The sequence below is a fragment of the Methylocystis sp. MJC1 genome, from assembly GCF_026427715.1.
Classification (GTDB): Bacteria; Pseudomonadota; Alphaproteobacteria; order Rhizobiales; family Beijerinckiaceae; genus Methylocystis.
This window is the reverse complement of the sequence record NZ_CP107558.1, coordinates 934,345-953,075: the sequence shown is the minus strand read 5'-3', so window position 1 is coordinate 953,075 and position 18,731 is coordinate 934,345. Positions and strand designations below refer to the sequence as shown.

The window sequence follows — 18,731 nt, the reverse complement described above, 5'->3', positions numbered from 1 at the left end:
ACCTCCCCTTTACGGGGAGGTCGGCGGCCAAAGGTCGCCGGGTGGGGTTCGCGCAGCAATGACAGCGGTTGGGTTTTACCCCACCCGTCGCGCTTCGCGCGCCACCCTCCCCGTAAAGGGGAGGGATGAGCTCACGCCCAGCGACCATATCGCCCGCGCGTAACTTTAAAGACCTGCCAAGAAAGCCCAAGCATGAGCGAGCGCCTGCTGTTTCTCACCGGACATCTGGCCTATCCGCGACTGGAGCGGATGGTCGCCGGCTTCGGCGAGGCGGCGCGCGGCTGGCGCATCCACAACATCGGCGTGAAGGTCGCTGCTCTGATGACGCAAGAGATCATCGAGCGCCGCCTGCCCCGCCCAGTCGAGGCCGACCGCGTTATCCTGCCGGGCCGCTGCCGGGCTGATCTCGACGCGCTTTCGCAGCGCTTCGGCGTGCCCTTCGAGCGCGGGCCCGAGGAGGTCGCCGACCTCCCCGCCTATCTGGGCCGCGGCGGCGCCAAGCCCGATCTCTCGCGGCACGACATGCGCATCTTCGCGGAGATCGTCGACGCCTCGAAGATGAGCGTCGCAGAGGTGGTCGCCAAGGCGCGGGACCTTAGGGGCGCCGGCGCCGATGTGATCGACCTCGGCTGCCTGCCGGACACGCCCTTCGACCATATGGAAGAAACGATCGCGGCGCTTAAGTCGGAAGGCTTCAAGGTCTCGGTCGATTCGGCGAGTGTTGCGGAGCTGACGCGCGCCGCGAAGGCCGGCGTCGATCATCTCTTGAGCCTCGACGAAGAGACGCTGTCGATCCTACCCGACAACTCCCCGCTCGTGCCGATCCTCGTGCCGCGCCCGCATGGCGATCTCGATTCGCTGCAACGCGCCGCGCGCATCGCACGACGTCGCGGGATCGACTTTATTCTCGATCCGATTCTCGATCCCATCCATTTCGGCTTCGCCGCCTCGATCGCGCGTTATGTCGAAATCCGCGCGCGCGAGCCCGACGCCGAGATCATGATGGGCACGGGCAATCTCACCGAACTCACCGACGCCGATTCGGCGGGCGTCACCGCCGCCATGCTCGGCATTTGCTCCGAGCTGAACATCCGCCATTTGCTTACCGTGCAGGTGAGCCCGCACACGCGCCGCACGTTGCAGGAGCACGATGCGGCGCGGCGCCTGATGTATGCCGCGCGCGCCGATCGCGCTTTGCCGAAAGGCTACAGCGACGCGCTGCTGCAAGTGCACGACAAGCGCCCTTATTCTGCGACGCCGGAAGAGATCGCCGAGCTGGCGCGTGAATTGCGCGATGTGAACTACCGCATAGATGTGACGCGCGACGGCGTGCATGTCTTCGCGAAGAACTTCCACTGTGTCGAGACGGAAGCCATGTCGCTCTTTCCGCATTTGAAAGTCGAGCAAGACGGCGCGCATGCTTTCTATCTCGGCGCGGAGCTGATGAAGGCGGAGCTCGCCTATAAGCTCGGCAAGCGCTACCGGCAGGATGAGCCGCTCGATTTCGGCGCCGCCATCGACAAGGACGAAGAAGACGCGGCCCGATTCAAGGAAATGGGACATACCATGCGCAAGGCGCGCGAGGAAAAAGGCAATGCCTCTGATTCATGAATGCGTCGTCACAACGCTGACGGCGGAAGGCCTGCCGCATGTGGCACCTCTGGGACTGATCGAAGAAGGCGGCTATTGGATCGCCGCGCCCTTCCGTCCCTCGACGACGCTGAGCAATCTCGAACGCAGTGGGAAGCTCACGGCGAGCTTTACCGATGACGCGCGCATCTTCGCCAGTCTTGTGACGGGCGTGCGTAATTTTCCTCTGACGGATGTGAATGGCTGGCCGACGCCGCGCCTGTCGGCGGCGCTCGCGCATGCAGCGCTCGAGGTGGAGCGCATCGAAGCGGATGCTGTGCGCCCACGCTTCTTTTGCCGCGTGACGCACACGGAATCGCATCAACCTTTCCTTGGCATGAATCGCGCGCGCGCCGCTGTGTTGGAAGCGGCGATTCTCGCGACGCGCCTCGATAGGCTCTCGCGCGAGAAGATCGACAGCGAGATCGCCTATCTCAAGATCGCGATCGACAAGACGGCGGGAGAGGCCGAGCGCGAAGCCTGGGAAATGGTGATGCAGAAGATCGCCGCGCATTTGGAGAAAGCTGCGGCGGCCCCCTCCCCAACCCTCCCCCGCTGACGCGGGAGAGGAGGCGCTCACGATCAGCAGTCTCGATGAAGGCCTTAGCCTGCTCCCTCTCCCGCGAAGCGGGGGAGGGCTGGGGAGGGGGCGGTCGCGTATTAAACTGCAAGCAGCGCCAGCGCCGCCGCCGGCGCGCAATTGGCTGCCGCCGCGCGCAGCTCGTCTGGCGCTGCGATGTAGTCGGCGAAATCCAGATAGGCGCGACCCTGCGCCTGTGCGAGACGCGCAACAAGCGCGCGGCCGACGCCGGCGCCGATGAAGGGCGCGTCGGGCGCGACGGCTTCGCGGGACGCAAGCAGAGCGATCTGATCCTCTATGGCGCGCATCTGCGCGCGTGAGAAATACGCTGCAAGCGCGCGCCCTTGTAATTGCGTAAGCTGCCCCGCGTCGAGACCGACAAGACGCGCGAGGCGCGCATGAGACGCCGCGACTGTCTTGGGCCTGCCATCCGCTGTCGGCGACAAATCTGCGCCGCAGTCTCCTTCCGGGAGATCGTCGAGGATACGGCGGACGTCAGCCATCGAGGCGAAGGCTTCATTAACGAGCGGCGTCCATTGGCCACTGATCGGCGCGCGCGTGGCGTAGGCCTGGGGCGCGCCGCGCGAGAACCCTGCATAAGACAGCTCGCCGCTCATGAGCCGCTCGGCGTCGGTAGCGCCCTGAGCGCAGACGCGCCCGCCACGAATCGGGACAAGGTCGGTCGTTGTCGAGCCCATGTCGATAAAAAGCGATTCGGCGCAATTTTGCGCGACAAGCTCCGCACTGGCTCGCCAATTGGCCGAGGCGACGGCTTCCGCCGCAACGCGAATTTGCTGGCGCGCAACGAAGCCGCGCGCTCCGGCGTAGAAGAGCGCATCGCCACCGATCTCTCGCGCCGCAATCGCCGCCACTGAAACGACGCCGCTCATACGGTCCTCGAAAGCGTCCGAGAGCTCGGCGGTCATCGTCACACGATGATGCGTCGCCTGCCCCAGTTCTTTCAGCGTCTCGCGGATCGGCGCCTCGAGATTCGCGAGCCCGAGATGCGGCGCACAGGCGCGCTGCGTTACGGCGACGAGCCGCCCATTCTCCGCGCGCGCCGCCTTCACATGGGCGCCGCCAATGTCCCAGCCGATGATCGCGGTCATGTTTAATGCCTTGCGGAGGATGGAGGGCGCCCATACGCCCGGCATCCACTACGCCACGGCTCCATACAACAAAAAAGGGGAGCCCATCGGCTCCCCTCCAATTCCAAGCCTAGGCCCGAACTCAGTTCGGAGCGAAGGGGTGCTTGGCGTCGTTGCGCTTGGCGACGACTTCGGCAGCCTTCGGCTCCCCGGCGACGGCGCGGGCGATGGCTTCCTTGGTGGCCTGGTAGTTATAGTCCTGGATCTTCTTGTCGTCGTTGGCGTCCCAGTGGATGAACACGCCGACGGAGATGAAGAGGTCGTCAGCTTCGTCGACCGGGATCACGCCCTCGGCGACGGAGTCGGCGACTGCCTTGGCGACGCCGTGCTGAGCCGGGCCGAACATCTGGACGGCCTGCTTGGCGCCCTTGATGGTGACCTTGTTGAAGAGGATCGTGTTGGGCTTGCAGAGCAGGTTCGGCGCAACAACCGCGAGAAGGGTCGTGAAGCCGTCCTTGTTGTTGACGAGAGCGTTCGCGAAAGCGAGCTCGGCGGCCGAACCGCGCGGACCCATGATGAGGTCGATGTGAGCGACTTCGTTACCCTCGCCGACGAGCGACTCGCCGACCAGCATCTTGGTGATCTTGGCCATTGTCCGTTTCCTTTCGAAGAAACCTACGCCCTGCCTAAACGGCAGGCGTTTCGGGAAGGGGCCGTGCGCAAAATTGCGCCGGCCTTGAGAAGCGCCGCGGGCCCTTCCGCGGCGCGCACTCAATCAGTTTCGCGCGTCCTTGCCAAGGCGGAAAATCCGCGGACGCACGGCATGTTAAACGAGCTCACGAGCCAGCGCGAAAGCGTGGCGGAAATCGAGGCAGAGGGGCTTGTCGGAGGTGACCATCTGCTTGAAGAGGCCCGATTCGGCGCCGTATTTCACATTGCCGATGGCGAGCGCGCCGATGCCGAGCGCGCCATGCTCCGAGATCACGACGCCATTGTCGTGCAGGCCCAGGCCCTCGACGCCGAGCGGCGGCACGGCGTTGACGTCGGCGGCGATGAGCAGGTTGCTGGCCGCGGAGAGGTCTTGCTTCGAGAGCACCTGAACGCCGGCGCGGGCGCAGCAGAGCGCGATCTCATGATCGAGCAACAGGGCGCGCACGAGGTCCTGGTTGCTGCCGTCGGCAGGGGCCACCTTGATGTTGAAGCGCTTGTTCATCTCCTCGGCCTGGACCGTGACGCGCTCGAGGCCGCTGTAGCCGACGATCGTCACCTCGGCGCCTTCGAGCGCCGCGATCACAGCCGAGGAGTAGCCGACGACGCCGGTCGCGCCGTAGATCACGATCTTGGCGCCCTTGAGGTCGCGTTGCTTCTTCTCCTTCAGCACCTTCTCGGTGCAGGCGACCATCGCGCCGGCGGTGGTGAAGGAGCCATAGGGGTCGGCGAAGAGCGAGATTTCGAAGGGCTTGAGCAGCGCCTTCTTGGCCGCTTCCAGCATGTCGAGCGCGAGAACCGCGTCGCGGCCGGCGAAGAAAATGCCCGTCTTCAGCGCGGCGGAGGGGGCGCGGGAGAACATGGCGTCCTGCACCAGCGCGGTGACTTCGTCGAGGGTGACATTAGTATAGGGAATGGCCGCGTCATAGCCGGCGTCGAGGGCCATGTTCACGTCGAAAGGACTCATATGCTTCAAAGTGCTAAGCATATGCAGAATTGCTTTGGCCATCGGAAGATCCCCAACCTTTGTCAGTCTGGCCCGACGCCCTGGCGAGACGGACGTGACGGGAGGACAGGCTCTGGCGCTGTCGATTTCTTAAGTTTAATCCGGGCGTGATAAACGCGGGCGCGCCTGGTCCCGCCCGGAGCGACGACAGGCTTAGAGCCCAGAACGAGGCCAATGTCCAGAGGCGAGTGCGGCGCAGCGGGACGCGACGTGCGCTGCCGCAAACCAATTCATTTGGCCCGGTTGACGCTCGGCGGGCTTTGCTCTTATAAGGTCTCTGACCAGGCTCGGCGCGAGAGCAGCGAGCTTTTTTGTCGTTTTTCCCCATCGCCGGCGGAAATTGGGCCTCGGGCCCTTCTCGGCGTTTGGAAGCACTGAAACGGTTCGAAAGGAAGTTCCATGTCCCGGCGTTGCGAGCTGACCGGCAAGGGCGTGCAGACGGGCAATCTCGTCAGCCACTCCAATCGCAAGACGCGCACGCGTTTCCTGCCCAATCTCGTCAATGTGACGCTCGCCTCCGACATTCTCGCCCGCTCGGTGCGCATGCGCATCTCGGCCGCGGCGCTGCGGTCGGTCGAGCATCGCGGCGGCCTCGACGCCTTCCTGGCGAAGGCGCGCGACGAGGAATTGTCGCAGGGCGCCCGCGTGCTCAAGCGCGAGATCGCGAAGAAGCAGGCCGCCGCCGCTACGGCCTGATCTTCTTAAAAGACGGATCGCGAGCGGTCAGGCTCGCTCCAATATTGCGAGCCTGACCGCTCGCGATGCAACCCCGTCGCCTCCGGCGCCGGGGTTTTCCTGTTTTGTCACGGCTGTTCATCCGCGACGGCACCCTTAGCTAATCGTCAGGGCGGCGGTCGGCGAGGCGCGCGATGACGCATTTCATGTTCAGCACGGGAATCGAAAATAGCAGCCCGACAATCGCGGGCGGCCGCAAGCGAATCGACGAGATGGAAATCTGCGGCCATTACCGCCGCTGGCGGGAGGATTTCGATCTCACCCAGGATCTCGGCGTGAAAACGCTGCGCTACGGCGTGCCGCTGCATATCACCTGGCTGGGACCTGATCGCTACGACTGGAACTTCGCCGATCTGACCTTCGGCGATCTCGAGAAACGTGGTTTGATTCCGATCACCGATCTCTGCCATTTCGGCGTGCCGAATTGGATCGGCAATTTCCAGAACCCCGACTTCCCCGAGCTCTTCGCCTGCTACGCCCGCGCCTTCGCGCAGCGCTTCCCCGCCGTGCAGCTCTATACGCCCGTCAATGAGATGTTCGTCTGCGCGACCTATTCCGCCGCCTATGGCTGGTGGAACGAGCAGCTCACGACCGATCGCGGTTTCGTCACGGCGCTCAAGCACATTGTGAAAGCCAATGTGCTCGCCATGCACGCAATTCTCGCCGTGCGGCCGGACGCGATTTTCATCCAGAGCGAATCGACCGAATATTTCCATGCGGAAAATCCGGCATCGCTCGATCACGCCGAGCGGCTCAACGAGCGACGTTTTCTCTCGCTCGATCTCAACTATGGCCGGCGCGTCAACTCGGAGATGTTCCGTTTCCTGATGGATAACGGAATGAGCGTCGACGAATACGATTTCTTCATGCGCGAGCATCTCAAGAGTCATTGCATCATGGGCAATGACTACTACTGGCGCAACGAGCACACCGTGACGAAGGACGGCAAGACCGCCTCCTCCGGCGAGATCTTCGGCTACAATGAGATCACGCGCCAATATTACGAGCGCTACGGCCTGCCGGTGATGCATACCGAGACGAACACCGCCGAAGGTCCGCGCGGCGACGAGGCCGTGCGCTGGCTTCGCAAGGAATGGGCGAATGTGCTGCGCGTAAGAAACTCCGGCATGCCGATCGTCGGCTTCACCTGGTATTCGCTGATCGATCAGATCGACTGGGACATCGCCTTGCGCGAAGCGCGCGGCAGGGTGAATCCGCTCGGTCTCTACGATCTCAACCGCCGGCCCAGAGCGGTCGGAAAAGCCTATAAGCAGCTTATCAAGGACTGGCGCGAGGTGCTGCCGGCGCAAAGCGTCTGCCTCAAGGTGCCGCTCGCGCCCTATGGCCCCAAACGCGCCGAGGCCCGCGCCGCCGAGCAGGAGGCGGAAACATCGGAAGAGCGGTAGGCGCGCCGAAAAAGCGCCGCGCCGGTTGCCGGGCGCGGCGCGCGTCTCAAATGTCAGCCACGGGCGGCTGAAGAGAGAGGCCCGCATGTCGAGAAATTCTGCCCCAGATGGGGAAGCGCCCGTCGTCGTCGTCACCGGCGCCTCGGCCGGAATCGGCCGCGCAGTGGCCGTCGCCTTCGCGCGCTGCGGCTACCGTGTGGCGCTGCTTGCGCGAAGCCCGGAAGGCCTGGACGGCGCCTTTCACGACGTCGCCCATGCGGGCGGCCAGCCCTTCGAGCTTCTGGCGGATGTCGCCAAAGCCGACGACGTCTTCGCCGCGGCGGAAGCAGTCGTCGCGCGCTGGGGCCATATTCACGTCTGGGTGAATGACGCCATGGAAACGGTTGTCGCCCCCGTCGATGCGATCACCCCCGAAGAATATCGGCGCGTGATGGAGGCGACCTTTCTCGGCTACGTTCACGGGACGCTCGCGGCGCTGCGCCACATGCGCCAGCGCGACCAGGGCCACATCATTCAGATCGGCTCTGCCCTCTCCTATCGCGCCATCCCGCTGCAATCGGCCTATTGCGCCGCCAAATTCGCCATCCGCGGCTTTACCGATTCGCTGCGCGCCGAGCTTATTCACGATCGCAGCAACATCCGCCTGACCATGGCGCAGCTTCCCGGCGTGAATACGCCGCAGTTCGATTGGTCGCACACGCATTTTCCAAATCGGCACCAGCCGATCGGGAGCGTCTATGAACCGGAAGCCATCGCACAGGCGATTGTCGAGGCCGCGCACGCCCGGCGTGCGCCACGCGAATTGTGGCTCGGCGCGCCGACGGTGCAGAGCATTATCGGGCAGATGGTCGCGCCGGGCTTTCTCGACCACTATCTCGCCTGGAACGCTTACGAGAAGCAGATCTCCAGCGACCCGGTTTTACCGGGTGACCCGGACGAGCTCATCGGCCCCGACCATCGCGACCATGGTCCGCGCGGGCGCTTTACGCAAAGGGCAAAGGATCACGTCATGGCGGTCGATCCGGCGCATTTGCGCGGCGGCGCCGTCATGGCGGGGCTGGGATTGCTGACGGGGGCCTTTCTATGGGGGCGCGCCTCACGCCCCCATTGACGCGCCTCAGGCAAAATCCGGGTTGAGCTTTTTCGCGGCCTCGATCAGCGTTTTCACGCTGTTCACCGACTTGTCGAACATGGCCTGCTCGGCGCCGTCGAGCTTGATCTCCATGACCCTCTCGACGCCATTGGCGCCGATGATGGTCGGCACGCCGACATAGAGGCCGTTCACGCCATATTCGCCATTGAGATAGGCGGCGCAGGGCAGCACGCGGCGCTTGTCCTTGAGATAGCTCTCGGCCATGTCGATGGCGGACGTCGCCGGCGCATAATAGGCCGAGCCGGTCTTCAGCAGGCCGACAATCTCGCCGCCACCCTTGCGCGTGCGGTCGACGATGGCGTCGATACGCTCCTGCGTCGTCCAGCCCATCGCGATGAGATCAGGCAACGGGACGCCGCCGACGGTGGAGTAGCGAACCGAGGGCACCATGTCGTCGCCGTGGCCGCCCAGCACGAAGGCGCTGACGTCCTCGACCGAGACATTGAATTCCTCGGACAGAAAATAGCGAAAGCGGGCAGAATCGAGCACGCCAGCCATGCCGACGACGCGGTTGGTCGGGAGGCCCGAGGCTTTCTGCAGCGCCCAGACCATGACGTCGAGCGGATTGGTGATGCAGATGACAAAGGCGTCCGGCGCATATTGCTTGATGCCGCCGGCGACTTTCGACACGACGCCGAGATTGACGCTCAGCAGGTCGTCCCGGCTCATGCCCGGCTGGCGCGGCACGCCCGCAGTGACGATGACGACGTCGGCCCCCGCGATGGCGGAGTAGTCGGACGCCCCAGAGAGATGCGCGTCGAAGCCGGCGACCGGCGAAGACTGGGCGATGTCGAGCGCCTTGCCCTGGGGGACCCCATCAACAATGTCGAAGAGCACGATATCGCCAAGTTCCTTCAGGCCCGCGAGGTGGGCGAGCGTTCCGCCGATGTTGCCGGCGCCGACCAGAGCGATTTTCTTTCGCGACATAATCAATCTCGTGCTGTGATCTTCGCGAAAACTGCTAGCGCGGTTTGGCGCCAGATGGAAGACGCGCGGACCGCTTTTTCGACACGAGAAAGCCCATGCGGAGCAAAGGGCCCAACTCTACCGCAAATCGCCCAAATCCATGGCGCCCCGGAGACGGCGCCTCAATCCCGCGCAGCAGGCTCCGGGACGCATGATTGCAGGGCTTGCAGGCGCAAGCGACGCTTCCCACCTGCCAAGAAGCGCGTTTCGCAGCGCCTGGAGGGGATCAAAAAATGGGCGTTTCTGTTTTTCGCAGCCTTATTATCGCCGCCGCTCTGATGGTCGCCGGCTCCGCCGTGGCCGCGCAGGACAAGGACGAGGGGGAGCTTCTGCGGCAGTTCGACAAGGTCGATGTCTGGCATTTCACGGTCGATACGGCCGTGCGTTACAATAATCAGGACTCCATCGTCACGCGCGAGCTGGTATTCCAGCCGGCCCCGCCCAAGGGCGAGCTTTGCTATGTGCGCTTCGACCTTGTGAAAGGCGAAGGCGACTATGGCTATGGCTTCAAGCCTGGCGTCGCCCCGGCGGAACGCAAAAATACGGTCTGGGGCGTGAATGTGCTGAAGCGCGGCACGGTGCTCGACCAGCATTATTCCGCGCTGAAGCTGAACGTCATCTATTTCTTCGTGGAGGGCCCCAAATCGGCCTCGGCCAAGGACGTTTGCGTGCAGAAGCAATCGGCGGCGACGGCGGAGGCCGGCAACGCCTATAAGGGTCCCTGGGCCGATCTCGTCACCAAGGCGCGCGCCATCCATGGCTGGCCGGCGCAAAAATAGGGGATAAGAGCGCAGACGACAGAAATTTGACGGCGGACGCAAGACGACGCTGGACAGGGGCGCGGGCATTTGTTATTCGCACCCTCGTTCCGAGGGCGTCAGCCCGCCGGACGGGCGCATAGCTCAGTTGGTAGAGCAGCTGACTCTTAATCAGCGGGTCCAAGGTTCGAGCCCTTGTGCGCCCACCACTAAAATCAAAAGGTTGCGATAAAACCGCCCTAGGGGATGCTTCCCAAAAATGAGTTTGGGAAGCGTATGGGAAGCGACGCGCCTCCTACGCAGACGCCACTCCGACTCGCCTGCAAAACACGCCGCCTTATTAGGGTCCTGGAGCGGAGTGGGTTCTTAAAGTCTCGGTCCTTCACCCGCGCCTACCGACTAGGGATAAGAATTCTTTCGCCAGAGGAGCCCCCCAGGGGGCGGGGGCCGCGTCGCCATAGGCCTGATAGGTCTTCGAGGGTAACGCGCAAATCTCTCGGATTTTTTCGAATAGTTAAGCTCAAGATGGGAAGGCAATGTTGCGTACCGGAGCCTGCCCCGACTCAGCCAGTTTTTTATTGCCCGTTTGCGCCGACCCGCTCACCATACGATCCTTGGGCATTGCCAACACCGCAAACAAAGCTTAGCTGCACGAAAAACAAGGCATGGGGCGGAAGGGCTTGAGCCGAAGATCCAGTCACTCGTCGCTGTATTCCACCAACGAACATAGACCGATCATATGAGCAAAAAGCGTTCTGCACCATCACAACTGGTGCAAGCAAAAAATATCATACGCGGCAGCGGCCATCCCATTAGCGCAATTTCGAGAGCGCGAACGCAGATAACTGCGAAGGATATGCCAGCACTGGTTGAATGGCTGACGGCTCTTCACCGAGACCGGGAAGGCATTTTTGCCGGACACCACCCGAAGACTGTAAACGACCTAGCAAAACACGCGCCCTTGCAGCCCGTTGGGTTTGCTCACGAGTTATCTTGGGCTGGAGCGATCCTACGACGAAAGGCTGCGCCGCTCACATCGTTTGTGCAACGTGCGGCTGACCTCGAAAGGACGTTGCTGAAAGGGCAACTAGAAGAATGCGAAGCCCTTCTAGCCGGCATCGAGCAAGGATATGGGATTTCCTTATGGAGCATTGAAATCCGAATAGCCTTACTCCAGCTTTCCGAGGGCTTAGAGGGTCAGAAAAAATACGCGGAATTAGTCCGTGCGCAACGAGGGAGGAACGATATCGTAGCATACCTCGCCCACTTTTTTAGTCGCCGAAATGAACCCACGACGACGTCGCCGCTCTTCAATCGCCAGATAGAAGATCGCCTCTCTCGTTTGGACACACATACTGACCTAAAAGCCTATTTGATTTTCAAATTGACCGGGCGACCTGTAGCGAGCCCGGAGGTTGCCGCAAGTGTATTACGATTCGAAACTTGCAATGCCCTCGTAGATCAATATGAGACATTTGTTCGAGTCGCACAACAACTCGCTATTTTTGGGCCTGATGACATTAAGACGTTATTGGCCCCCGAGTTGGCAGCGATGGCTGCAATTGTCAATGATGAACGCCTCAACCGAACCCTCTTTGTAATTACAGCGGATGAGACGTGGCTTCACAACTCACATTTTGGCGACGCATCAACAATCGACTCGACCCTGATTGGCGATCACAACTCGGCCTACTCATGTGCCTTGACGGATATCGAAAAAGATCCCCTGGATTTTGGAGCTTGGATTTCCATTGCCGAGAGTTCTCTAAGGATCGCGCGCGACCAGGAAGCCAGTAACTCTCTACTTTCAAAATCAGTGTTAAACCTCAGTGCTCTGATAGGCAATAGCGCTGACCGAGACAGTGCAGTTGTCGATCTTTTAAGAGACGCGTTGAATTTTAAGCTACTGTCGTTTTCATCGACACTAGAGCAATTAATTTGGCAGGAGATGGATAGTTCCCTCAATCGCACTTTCCCGTTAGCAGGAATTGCCTTCATTCAAGGTAGATTTCTGAGACCATCCGACCTTTCTCGTTTGCCCAGCAGACACCACTGCATGGCTTTGGCTACAATGCTCGAAAACAAGTTTGCCTCGACAACTTCGTTTTATGCGGAGATTTTCCGCGCAAACCTCCCAATTTCTGTTGTTCCCGCCCACGACCTTTCAACCGAGGCTTTACGGGACTTGGAGATCTGCCGATCACTGAATGAGAGCGACTACCAAACCGCGCTAGAAACAGCAGAACAGCTAAAACCATCGCAGGACCCCATCTTTAGGCTATCCGCGATCCGCTATATTGCACACTGCTTGCTTATGTTAGATCGAACAAGAGACCTCACCAATTTTGTTGGCGAATGCTGCGCGAAAGATCCTACTCTATCCCATGTTCTTCCCATCGCAAGCTGCGCAAAGAAGCTCGACAAAACAATCAGAAGGCAACTCGCGAGCGAAATATCGGTACCTGTTGTCCTAGATCTTTATTCAAAAAATGTAGACGACAGCCTAGATGACATCCGTGCATACGCCTACGAAGATTTTTTATTTGCGCACGGAATTGAACGCCCGTCTGAGATTGAGCACATCGAAAACTTTGATACTGATTTACTGATATATTATCTTCGCTATGTGTGCATTCCGCGCGTAATGCAGATGTCATCCGCTTTCACAGGAACACGAGAACTAGAAGACGAGCGGAAAAATGTACTGTCTATTTTAGTTAAGATAGACCCAATCAATTCAAATGAGTATGAAACTGAACTGAGGAACGTTGCGCGGGCTCAATTAATTCACCGCGGCGTACGTCATGTCGAGCAGAGCAAAATCTACGTTGACGTTCTCGCCATAAAGAGGCTTTTTGAGAAGAAACATAAGGAAAATTTTCTACGCTATCAATCACTAGCTAAAGCAGGAATTGGCGTAGACAACGCAAAGATAGATGAGCTGCTTAAAGCTGCACTTTCTGGGGAGCAGTTTCCAGCGGAGCTGCTACAAGTTCCAAAGGACGAAGCAACAGACCTGCTCGTGGAGATGTTGTCTTGGCTCTTCAATGAATGTACAACCAGTCCTGAATACGGATTGGACTGCTACTTAAGCATGCGAATTAGGCACGGCACTCTTTCTGGTCAGATGCGAACTCCGTTGGAGGTTGAACGGGTTATAACCCAACGTGCCGCCGACACGGACGAATATGAGCCAAATCAATTTTGGTTGGATCACTTGTCCAATATCGATCCAGAAGTCAATTTTCAGGTTAGCACTCGCCTTACTCGCTTTTCGGCCGATTATGATGCGCTCATCGGCCGGGTAGCAAACGAATTGATCCAAATCCAAAGCCCTCAGAAGCCCCGTGGCTTATTTAAAATCGAAGTAAGACCCGTTTTATTCCAGTTTTGGGCCTCCGAGCTTAGCAGCGAGATGTCTTTTGATGCTTTCTTCGATAGCTGCATTGATTTATTTTGGACCCAAGTCGCGCACTGCATGAAAAACGTACGATCAGTTATCGATGATGAGTTGAAGCCGTACGTCACGGCAATCTTCACAGATCTAGAGACGGATATCGAGCGTATCGCTAATGGCTACTCTACGACAGACTTAGACAGGGCAATTCGTATCGCACAAACGGGGGTTCAACAGGCGCTAGACCACGTGAAAGATTGGTTTCAACTCCCACAGCCACTTACTGAGCCGATTTTTCCAATTCAGGACCTTATCGATGTGGGCCTGCAATGCGTTCGCACAATACACCACGAGTTCGACCCCATTGTTACTCGCGACGTTCCACCTCTTCCTCCTTTTGCTCACGCGTTGGTGTTGTTCTCCGACATATTCTTCATAATCTTCGAGAACGTTAGGCGTCATTCAGGCGTAGGGTCGAGACCAAACGTTAACATTCATATCACTGAACACGAAGACCACATGATCATCAGGACAACAAGCGAAGTTGGAGCAAGCGTCTGCAATCAAGCTAGCTTAGAGAAAATCGACAGGATCAGGACGCTTATCGCAAGCGGCGATTATCAAAGAGCCGTGATTTCAGAGGGTGGCACTGGTCTCATTAAGCTTAGCAAGCTTATCAGCAAAGGTGGGGCGCGGCGTATGAGATTGGATTTCGGCTTCGAAGGCGCTAACTCTTTCTACGTGGAACTGGAACTGGCTAAGAAGGTCATTCAACGATGAATGTTTTGCTCGTGGAAGATGACCAAAATAAAGGGACTCAACTGGTTAATTTCATTAAGGACCAGTTCCCCGACGCCAATATCGAATTGGTCCGTTCCCTTCAGAGTGCCGTCCGATATATTCGCAAAAACCATGCTGACATTGTTTTACTCGATATGACACTGCCAAATTACGACGCTGGCCCCGATGAACCCGGCGGAGGAACAACCCATAGCTTTGGCGGTCGCGAATTTCTTAAACAGATGGAACGATTTCAAATCAACGTCCCCGTGATTGTCGTGACGCAGTTCGAGACGTTCGGTCAAGAGCCCAAAGCACTTCGCCTACCCGAGCTGGACGCCCAGCTCCGCCGCGATCATGCACCCATCTACCAGGGAGCGGTCTACTACCACGCATCTATTCATGACTGGCGCGAGAAACTTAGAGACGCTATGAAGCGTGCACTTGCAATCGACCTATGAACTCCCGAGATTGAAGATGGTCAAGGTATTAATCGTCGAGGACGATGCCGAAAAATTGCGGCGTGTATGCCAGTGTCTATTAGCGGTGCCCGGCATCGCCATAGAAACAATGGAGGACGCCCGCGACGTCGTGTCGGCGAAGCGCCTGCTGCGTGAGAAGCAATATGATTTGCTTGTTTTAGATATTTCTTTGCCGGAACGCGCTGATCAGGCTCCCGCGCACTCTTCAGGCATCTCCTTGCTGAGCGAAATGCTCGAGCGCGATATTTACGCGGTTCCTAAGCATATTATCGGACTTACAGCGTACGAGGACGCACGAGAATTAGCTCTTCCGAGTTTTGAGCGCGACGTTTTGCAGCTTGTATTTTATGACCCAGCATCTCGCGAATGGGAAGAAAAACTTCATCGGATTGCAAAGCGTGTCGTGCAATCGGAGAGCAATCCGGTGTCGACTCCAGATTACCAAACGCACCTTTGCATATTGACGGCTCTCGCCACCCCTGAACTCGAAGCCGTACTGCGCCTTCCGTGGGCATGGAAACCTCTTATCCTCCCCAACGACCCTTCCGTTTATCAGGAAGGTAGCTTTGGGCGAGACAATCAGTCCTTCAAGGTTATTGCAGCTTCGGCGCCAAGAATGGGCATGGCAGCCTCGGCCGTGCTCGCAACCAAAATGGCAATGACGTTCCGTCCTAGATATCTCGCAATGGTTGGGATAGCTGCTGGAGTTGCGGGTGAGTGTGAACTTGGAGACATCCTGGTCGCCGATCCGGGCTGGGATTACGAGAGTGGCAAACGAACAATCCGAAACCGTAAACCTGTCTTTGCCGCACAACCTCATCAGGTTAGCCTTGACCCCTTCCTGCGCGGAAAGCTCGGGAAAATGGCTCAGGACCGGGCCATTCTTGATGAGATTAGGCGTGGTTGGTATGGATTTGATCCAAAGACCATTCTATCGATGCGCCTTGGACCTGTGGCCTCAGGAGCCGCAGTAATAGAAGATCCGTCAATCGTTGATGGCATAAAATTTCAGAACCGAAAAACAATCGGCGTCGAAATGGAAACATATGGGGTTCTTATAGCCGCTGATGAATGCCCTCAGCCCCAGCCCACGTGCTTTTCGATGAAGTCAGTCTGCGACTATGCGGACCCGCATAAGAACAACGAGTTTCAGAAGTATGCGGCGTACACAAGCGCGACAGCACTTAAAGAATTTGCTGAAAGATTTTTGTAAACTGGCTTGCGCGTGAAAATATGATCGCGTCTCTTAGCTATCCTCGAACCCTGGTGGTACCCAGAATCTGTGGTAATGCTCACGCGTGCTCCAGATGCGCTTGCGCTCCCAGCCGAGCGCGATCAGCACCGGGCTGATGTAGCGGCCGGAGGTTCCTAACGCCGCTTCAAACTCCTGCATCGAGAACGGTCGGTTGCGCGTTGGCGCTGGCAAGCTGGTGAACCACTCCAAGAGGCGGTCACGAAGGCTCGCGCGTCGCGATGCTGGCGGCGACTGGGCTGCGACATATTCCTGAAGTTGTCGGATGTAGGCGCTCATCATCGTATCCCTCCGGCGGCGGCCGCCTGGCGTTGATTGCGGTTTTTGAGATAGCTGCCTGACGGGTGGCGCGATGATCGTGTCCACTTCTATTACAAGCGGACACTATCGCCGATGTCGCGCAACGATGACGATCCGCCGGCTCTCCGGCGCCGACGCCGATCCTGGTCTCTCGAAGAGAAGCGCCGGATCGTCGAGGAGAGCCTTGAGGACGGAGCTTCGATCGCCGAGGTTGCGCGACGGCACGACCTCAACACCAACCAGCTCTTCACCTGGCGCCGGCAGTTCGGCGTCGATCTGGCTGCGCCGCAGGACCTCGCGCCGATCCTGCCCGTGACGATCACGCCGGACACAGTGGGGGAGCATTCCGCTCCGGGGCCGACCGGCCAGATGGAGATCGTCCTCGCCGAGGGTGACCGGATCCTCGTGTGGTCCGATGTCGAGGCAGCCGCGCTGTCGCGGGTCGTGAAGGCGCTGCGGCGATGATCCCGTTGCCGGCGGGCTGCCGCGTCTGGATCGCCACCGGCCACACCGACATGCGACGCGGCATGCAGGGCCTCGCCCTTCAGGTGCAGGAGCAGTTGAAGCGCGACCCGCACGCCGGCGATCTCTACATTTTCCGCGGGCGCAGGGGCGACCTCGCAAAAATTCTCTGGCATGATGGCGTCGGACTGTCGCTGTATGCAAAACGCCTCGATCGCGGAAAGTTCATATGGCCCTCGGCGACGGCGGGCGCGGTGTCGATCTCGGCGGCGCAGATGGCCTATATGCTCGAAGGGATAGATTGGCGAAATCCGCAAATGACCTTTCGGCCGCAAAGCGCGGGGTGAATCGCAAAAAATCCAGGGCGGAGGCATTTTGGGGCGCCACAAATCGCAAGATATGTGATTCACTTCGCCTATGGACGCTGCTGCCCAGGCCCTTCTCGACGAAAATGCTGCGCTGAAAGCAGAGTTGGCCGTCGCACGGGCGAAGGCGTCGGAAGACACGGCGCTGATCGCCGCGCAAAAGCTTCAGATCGCCAAGTTGCAGCGGCAGATCTACGGGCAAAAGTCGGAGCGCGCTGCGCGGCTGATCGATCAGTTGTCGCTCGAGCTCGAAGAGCTGGAAGCGAGCGCGACGGAAGATGAGCTCGCGGCGGAGCAGGCGGTCACGAAAACCACGCTGGTCGCGGGCTTCACGCGCAAACGGTCCGAGCGCCACACATTCCCGGAACATCTACCGCGCGAGCGCGTCGTAATCGAGGCGCCGACGAGCTGCGCTTGCTGCGGCGGATCGCGGCTGCGGAAGCTCGGCGAAGACGTGACGCAGACGCTGGAGACGACGCCGCGTCAGTGGAAAGTGATCGAGACCGTGCGAGAGAAATTCTCCTGTCGGGACTGCGAGAAGATCACACAGGCGCCGGCGCCGTTCCATGCCGTTCCGCGCGGCTGGGCGGGGCCAAGCCTTCTGGCGATGATCGCCTTCGAGAAGTTCGGCCAACATCAGCCGCTGAACCGTCAGGCGGAGCGCTATGCGTTGGAAGGCGCGCCGATCTCCTTGTCGACCATGGCCGACGCCGTCGGCTCCATCTGTGCGGCGCTGGATCCGCTGCGGCGTCTCATCGAGGCGCATGTCCTGGCCGCCGAGCGCCTACACGGCGACGACACCACGGTTCCCGTGCTGGCGAAGGGCAAAACCGACACGGGTCGGTGCTGGGTTTATGTCCGCGACGACGCGCCCTTCGGCGGCGCCGGGCCGCCGGCGGCCATCTTTTATTACTCACGCGACCGCAAAGGCGAACATCCGCAGGCGCATCTGGCGGGATATGCTGGCATCCTGCAGGCCGACGCCTATGACGGCTACAACAGGCTCTACCTAGCGGACCGCAAGCCGGGCCCGATCCGCGAGGCGGCGTGCTGGGTCCATGCGCGACGCCCCTTCTTCGCCATGGCTGATCTGGATGAGAACGCGCGACGCAAGGCTGCTGGCAAGAAGGAAATCCCTTTGTCGCCCATCGCGATCGAGGTGGTGCGTCGCATCGACGCGCTGTTCGAAATCGAGCGGTCCATCAATGGAAAGAGCGCGGAAGAACGCCTGTCGGTCCGCCAGATGCTGAGCCGTCCATTGGTCGATGATCTGCGGATCTATATGCGCGAGCAGGCGGCCAGGCTCTCGCGCGGGCACGACCTGGTCAAGGCTATCAGTTACATGCTCAAGCGCTGGGCCGCGTTCACGCTTTTCCTTGAAGACGGACGCGTGTGCTTGTCCAACAACGCTGCAGAACGAGGGCTAAGAGGCATCGCGCTGGGAAGAAAATCGTGGCTGTTCTGCGGGTCCGATCGCGGAGGGCAGCGCGCTGCGGCCATGTATAGTCTCATTGTCACGGCCAAAATGAATGGCGTCGATCCGCAGGCATGGCTCGCAGACGTTTTGTCCTGTATCGCCGCCCATCCCGCACATCGGCTTGAAGAGTTGCTGCCCTGGAACTGGGCGATACAAGGTCCGGTAATCTCCGCTCGTGCAGCTTGAT

General features: G+C 59.7%; 17 protein-coding genes and 1 tRNA gene. 13 read left to right on the top strand and 5 right to left on the bottom strand.

Annotated elements, in window-relative coordinates; all coding sequences use genetic code 11:
• Positions 1-192 precede the first annotated feature (192 nt).
• Together OGR47_RS04630 and OGR47_RS04625 are read left to right on the top strand one after the other, a co-directional pair.
• Positions 193-1,611, top strand: coding sequence for a DUF6513 domain-containing protein (locus tag OGR47_RS04630; RefSeq protein WP_165054816.1), 1,419 nt, complete (start codon positions 193-195; stop codon positions 1,609-1,611).
• A complete protein-coding gene (locus tag OGR47_RS04625) occupies positions 1,595-2,188 on the top strand; it encodes a DUF447 domain-containing protein (RefSeq protein WP_165054818.1) in 594 nt (197 codons plus the stop codon). The genes OGR47_RS04630 and OGR47_RS04625 overlap by 17 nt, the downstream gene beginning before the upstream one ends.
• Before the next feature lie 101 nt (positions 2,189-2,289).
• On the opposite strand, the gene OGR47_RS04620 is transcribed toward OGR47_RS04625, so the two are convergent.
• The 3 genes from OGR47_RS04620 to OGR47_RS04610 all read right to left on the bottom strand — a co-directional run bounded on the left by OGR47_RS04620 (position 2,290) and on the right by OGR47_RS04610 (position 5,014).
• Positions 2,290-3,318: a hydantoinase/oxoprolinase family protein gene (locus OGR47_RS04620; RefSeq protein WP_165054820.1), complete on the bottom strand. Its 1,029-nt coding sequence runs from the start codon at positions 3,316-3,318 to the stop codon at positions 2,290-2,292.
• 121 nt (positions 3,319-3,439) lie between these two features.
• Positions 3,440-3,949 carry a formaldehyde-activating enzyme gene (gene fae / locus OGR47_RS04615; protein ID WP_165054822.1) on the bottom strand — a complete coding sequence of 170 codons (510 nt, stop codon included), beginning with the start codon at positions 3,947-3,949 and terminating at the stop codon, positions 3,440-3,442.
• A gap of 174 nt (positions 3,950-4,123) precedes the next feature.
• A complete protein-coding gene (locus tag OGR47_RS04610; protein WP_165054823.1) occupies positions 4,124-5,014 on the bottom strand; it encodes an NAD(P)-dependent methylenetetrahydromethanopterin dehydrogenase in 891 nt (296 codons plus the stop codon).
• A gap of 396 nt (positions 5,015-5,410) precedes the next feature.
• Between OGR47_RS04610 and rpmB the strand changes: the two genes are divergently transcribed.
• The 3 genes from rpmB to OGR47_RS04595 all read left to right on the top strand — a co-directional run bounded on the left by rpmB (position 5,411) and on the right by OGR47_RS04595 (position 8,263).
• Positions 5,411-5,707 carry a 50S ribosomal protein L28 gene (rpmB, locus tag OGR47_RS04605; RefSeq protein WP_165054825.1) on the top strand — a complete coding sequence of 99 codons (297 nt, stop codon included), beginning with the start codon at positions 5,411-5,413 and terminating at the stop codon, positions 5,705-5,707.
• Positions 5,708-5,880: 173 nt separating this feature from the next.
• Positions 5,881-7,152: a family 1 glycosylhydrolase gene (locus tag OGR47_RS04600; RefSeq protein WP_165054826.1), complete on the top strand. Its 1,272-nt coding sequence runs from the start codon at positions 5,881-5,883 to the stop codon at positions 7,150-7,152.
• Positions 7,153-7,237: 85 nt separating this feature from the next.
• A complete protein-coding gene (locus OGR47_RS04595; protein ID WP_165054828.1) occupies positions 7,238-8,263 on the top strand; it encodes an SDR family oxidoreductase in 1,026 nt (341 codons plus the stop codon).
• A gap of 6 nt (positions 8,264-8,269) precedes the next feature.
• On the opposite strand, the gene mdh is transcribed toward OGR47_RS04595, so the two are convergent.
• Positions 8,270-9,232, bottom strand: a complete 963-nt coding sequence (mdh, locus tag OGR47_RS04590) for a malate dehydrogenase (protein ID WP_165054830.1) — start codon at positions 9,230-9,232, stop codon at positions 8,270-8,272.
• Between the two features lie 272 nt (positions 9,233-9,504).
• On the opposite strand from mdh, the gene OGR47_RS04585 reads away from it, so the two are divergent.
• The 5 genes from OGR47_RS04585 to OGR47_RS04565 all read left to right on the top strand — a co-directional run bounded on the left by OGR47_RS04585 (position 9,505) and on the right by OGR47_RS04565 (position 15,901).
• A complete protein-coding gene (locus tag OGR47_RS04585) occupies positions 9,505-10,050 on the top strand; it encodes a hypothetical protein (protein ID WP_165054831.1) in 546 nt (181 codons plus the stop codon).
• Positions 10,051-10,162: 112 nt separating this feature from the next.
• Positions 10,163-10,238, top strand: a tRNA-Lys gene (locus OGR47_RS04580).
• 530 nt (positions 10,239-10,768) lie between these two features.
• Positions 10,769-14,206 (top strand): hypothetical protein, encoded by a 3,438-nt coding sequence (locus OGR47_RS04575; RefSeq protein ID WP_165054832.1) that lies wholly within the window; start codon positions 10,769-10,771, stop codon positions 14,204-14,206.
• The gene (locus OGR47_RS04570) at positions 14,203-14,667 is read left to right on the top strand and encodes a response regulator (RefSeq protein WP_165054833.1); all 465 of its coding nucleotides are present in this window, start codon (positions 14,203-14,205) and stop codon (positions 14,665-14,667) included. The genes OGR47_RS04575 and OGR47_RS04570 overlap by 4 nt, the downstream gene beginning before the upstream one ends.
• Positions 14,651-15,901: a response regulator gene (locus OGR47_RS04565; protein WP_165054834.1), complete on the top strand. Its 1,251-nt coding sequence runs from the start codon at positions 14,651-14,653 to the stop codon at positions 15,899-15,901. Before OGR47_RS04570 ends, OGR47_RS04565 begins: the two co-directional genes overlap by 17 nt.
• A 33-nt stretch (positions 15,902-15,934) precedes the next feature.
• Here OGR47_RS04565 and OGR47_RS04560 read toward each other — a convergent pair whose 3' ends face one another.
• On the bottom strand, positions 15,935-16,222 hold the full coding sequence (locus tag OGR47_RS04560; protein WP_165054835.1) for a hypothetical protein: 288 nt from the start codon (positions 16,220-16,222) through the stop codon (positions 15,935-15,937).
• A gap of 111 nt (positions 16,223-16,333) precedes the next feature.
• On the opposite strand from OGR47_RS04560, the gene tnpA reads away from it, so the two are divergent.
• From tnpA to tnpC, 3 genes are all read left to right on the top strand, one after another.
• Entirely contained in the window at positions 16,334-16,705 is a 372-nt protein-coding gene (tnpA, locus tag OGR47_RS21850; RefSeq protein WP_165056339.1) for an IS66-like element accessory protein TnpA, read from the top strand.
• The gene (gene tnpB / locus OGR47_RS04550; RefSeq protein WP_165056340.1) at positions 16,702-17,049 is read left to right on the top strand and encodes an IS66 family insertion sequence element accessory protein TnpB; all 348 of its coding nucleotides are present in this window, start codon (positions 16,702-16,704) and stop codon (positions 17,047-17,049) included. The genes tnpA and tnpB overlap by 4 nt, the downstream gene beginning before the upstream one ends.
• Positions 17,050-17,119: 70 nt before the next feature.
• Positions 17,120-18,730 (top strand): IS66 family transposase, encoded by a 1,611-nt coding sequence (gene tnpC, locus OGR47_RS04545; protein WP_165056342.1) that lies wholly within the window; start codon positions 17,120-17,122, stop codon positions 18,728-18,730.
• Position 18,731: the final 1 nt, after the last annotated feature.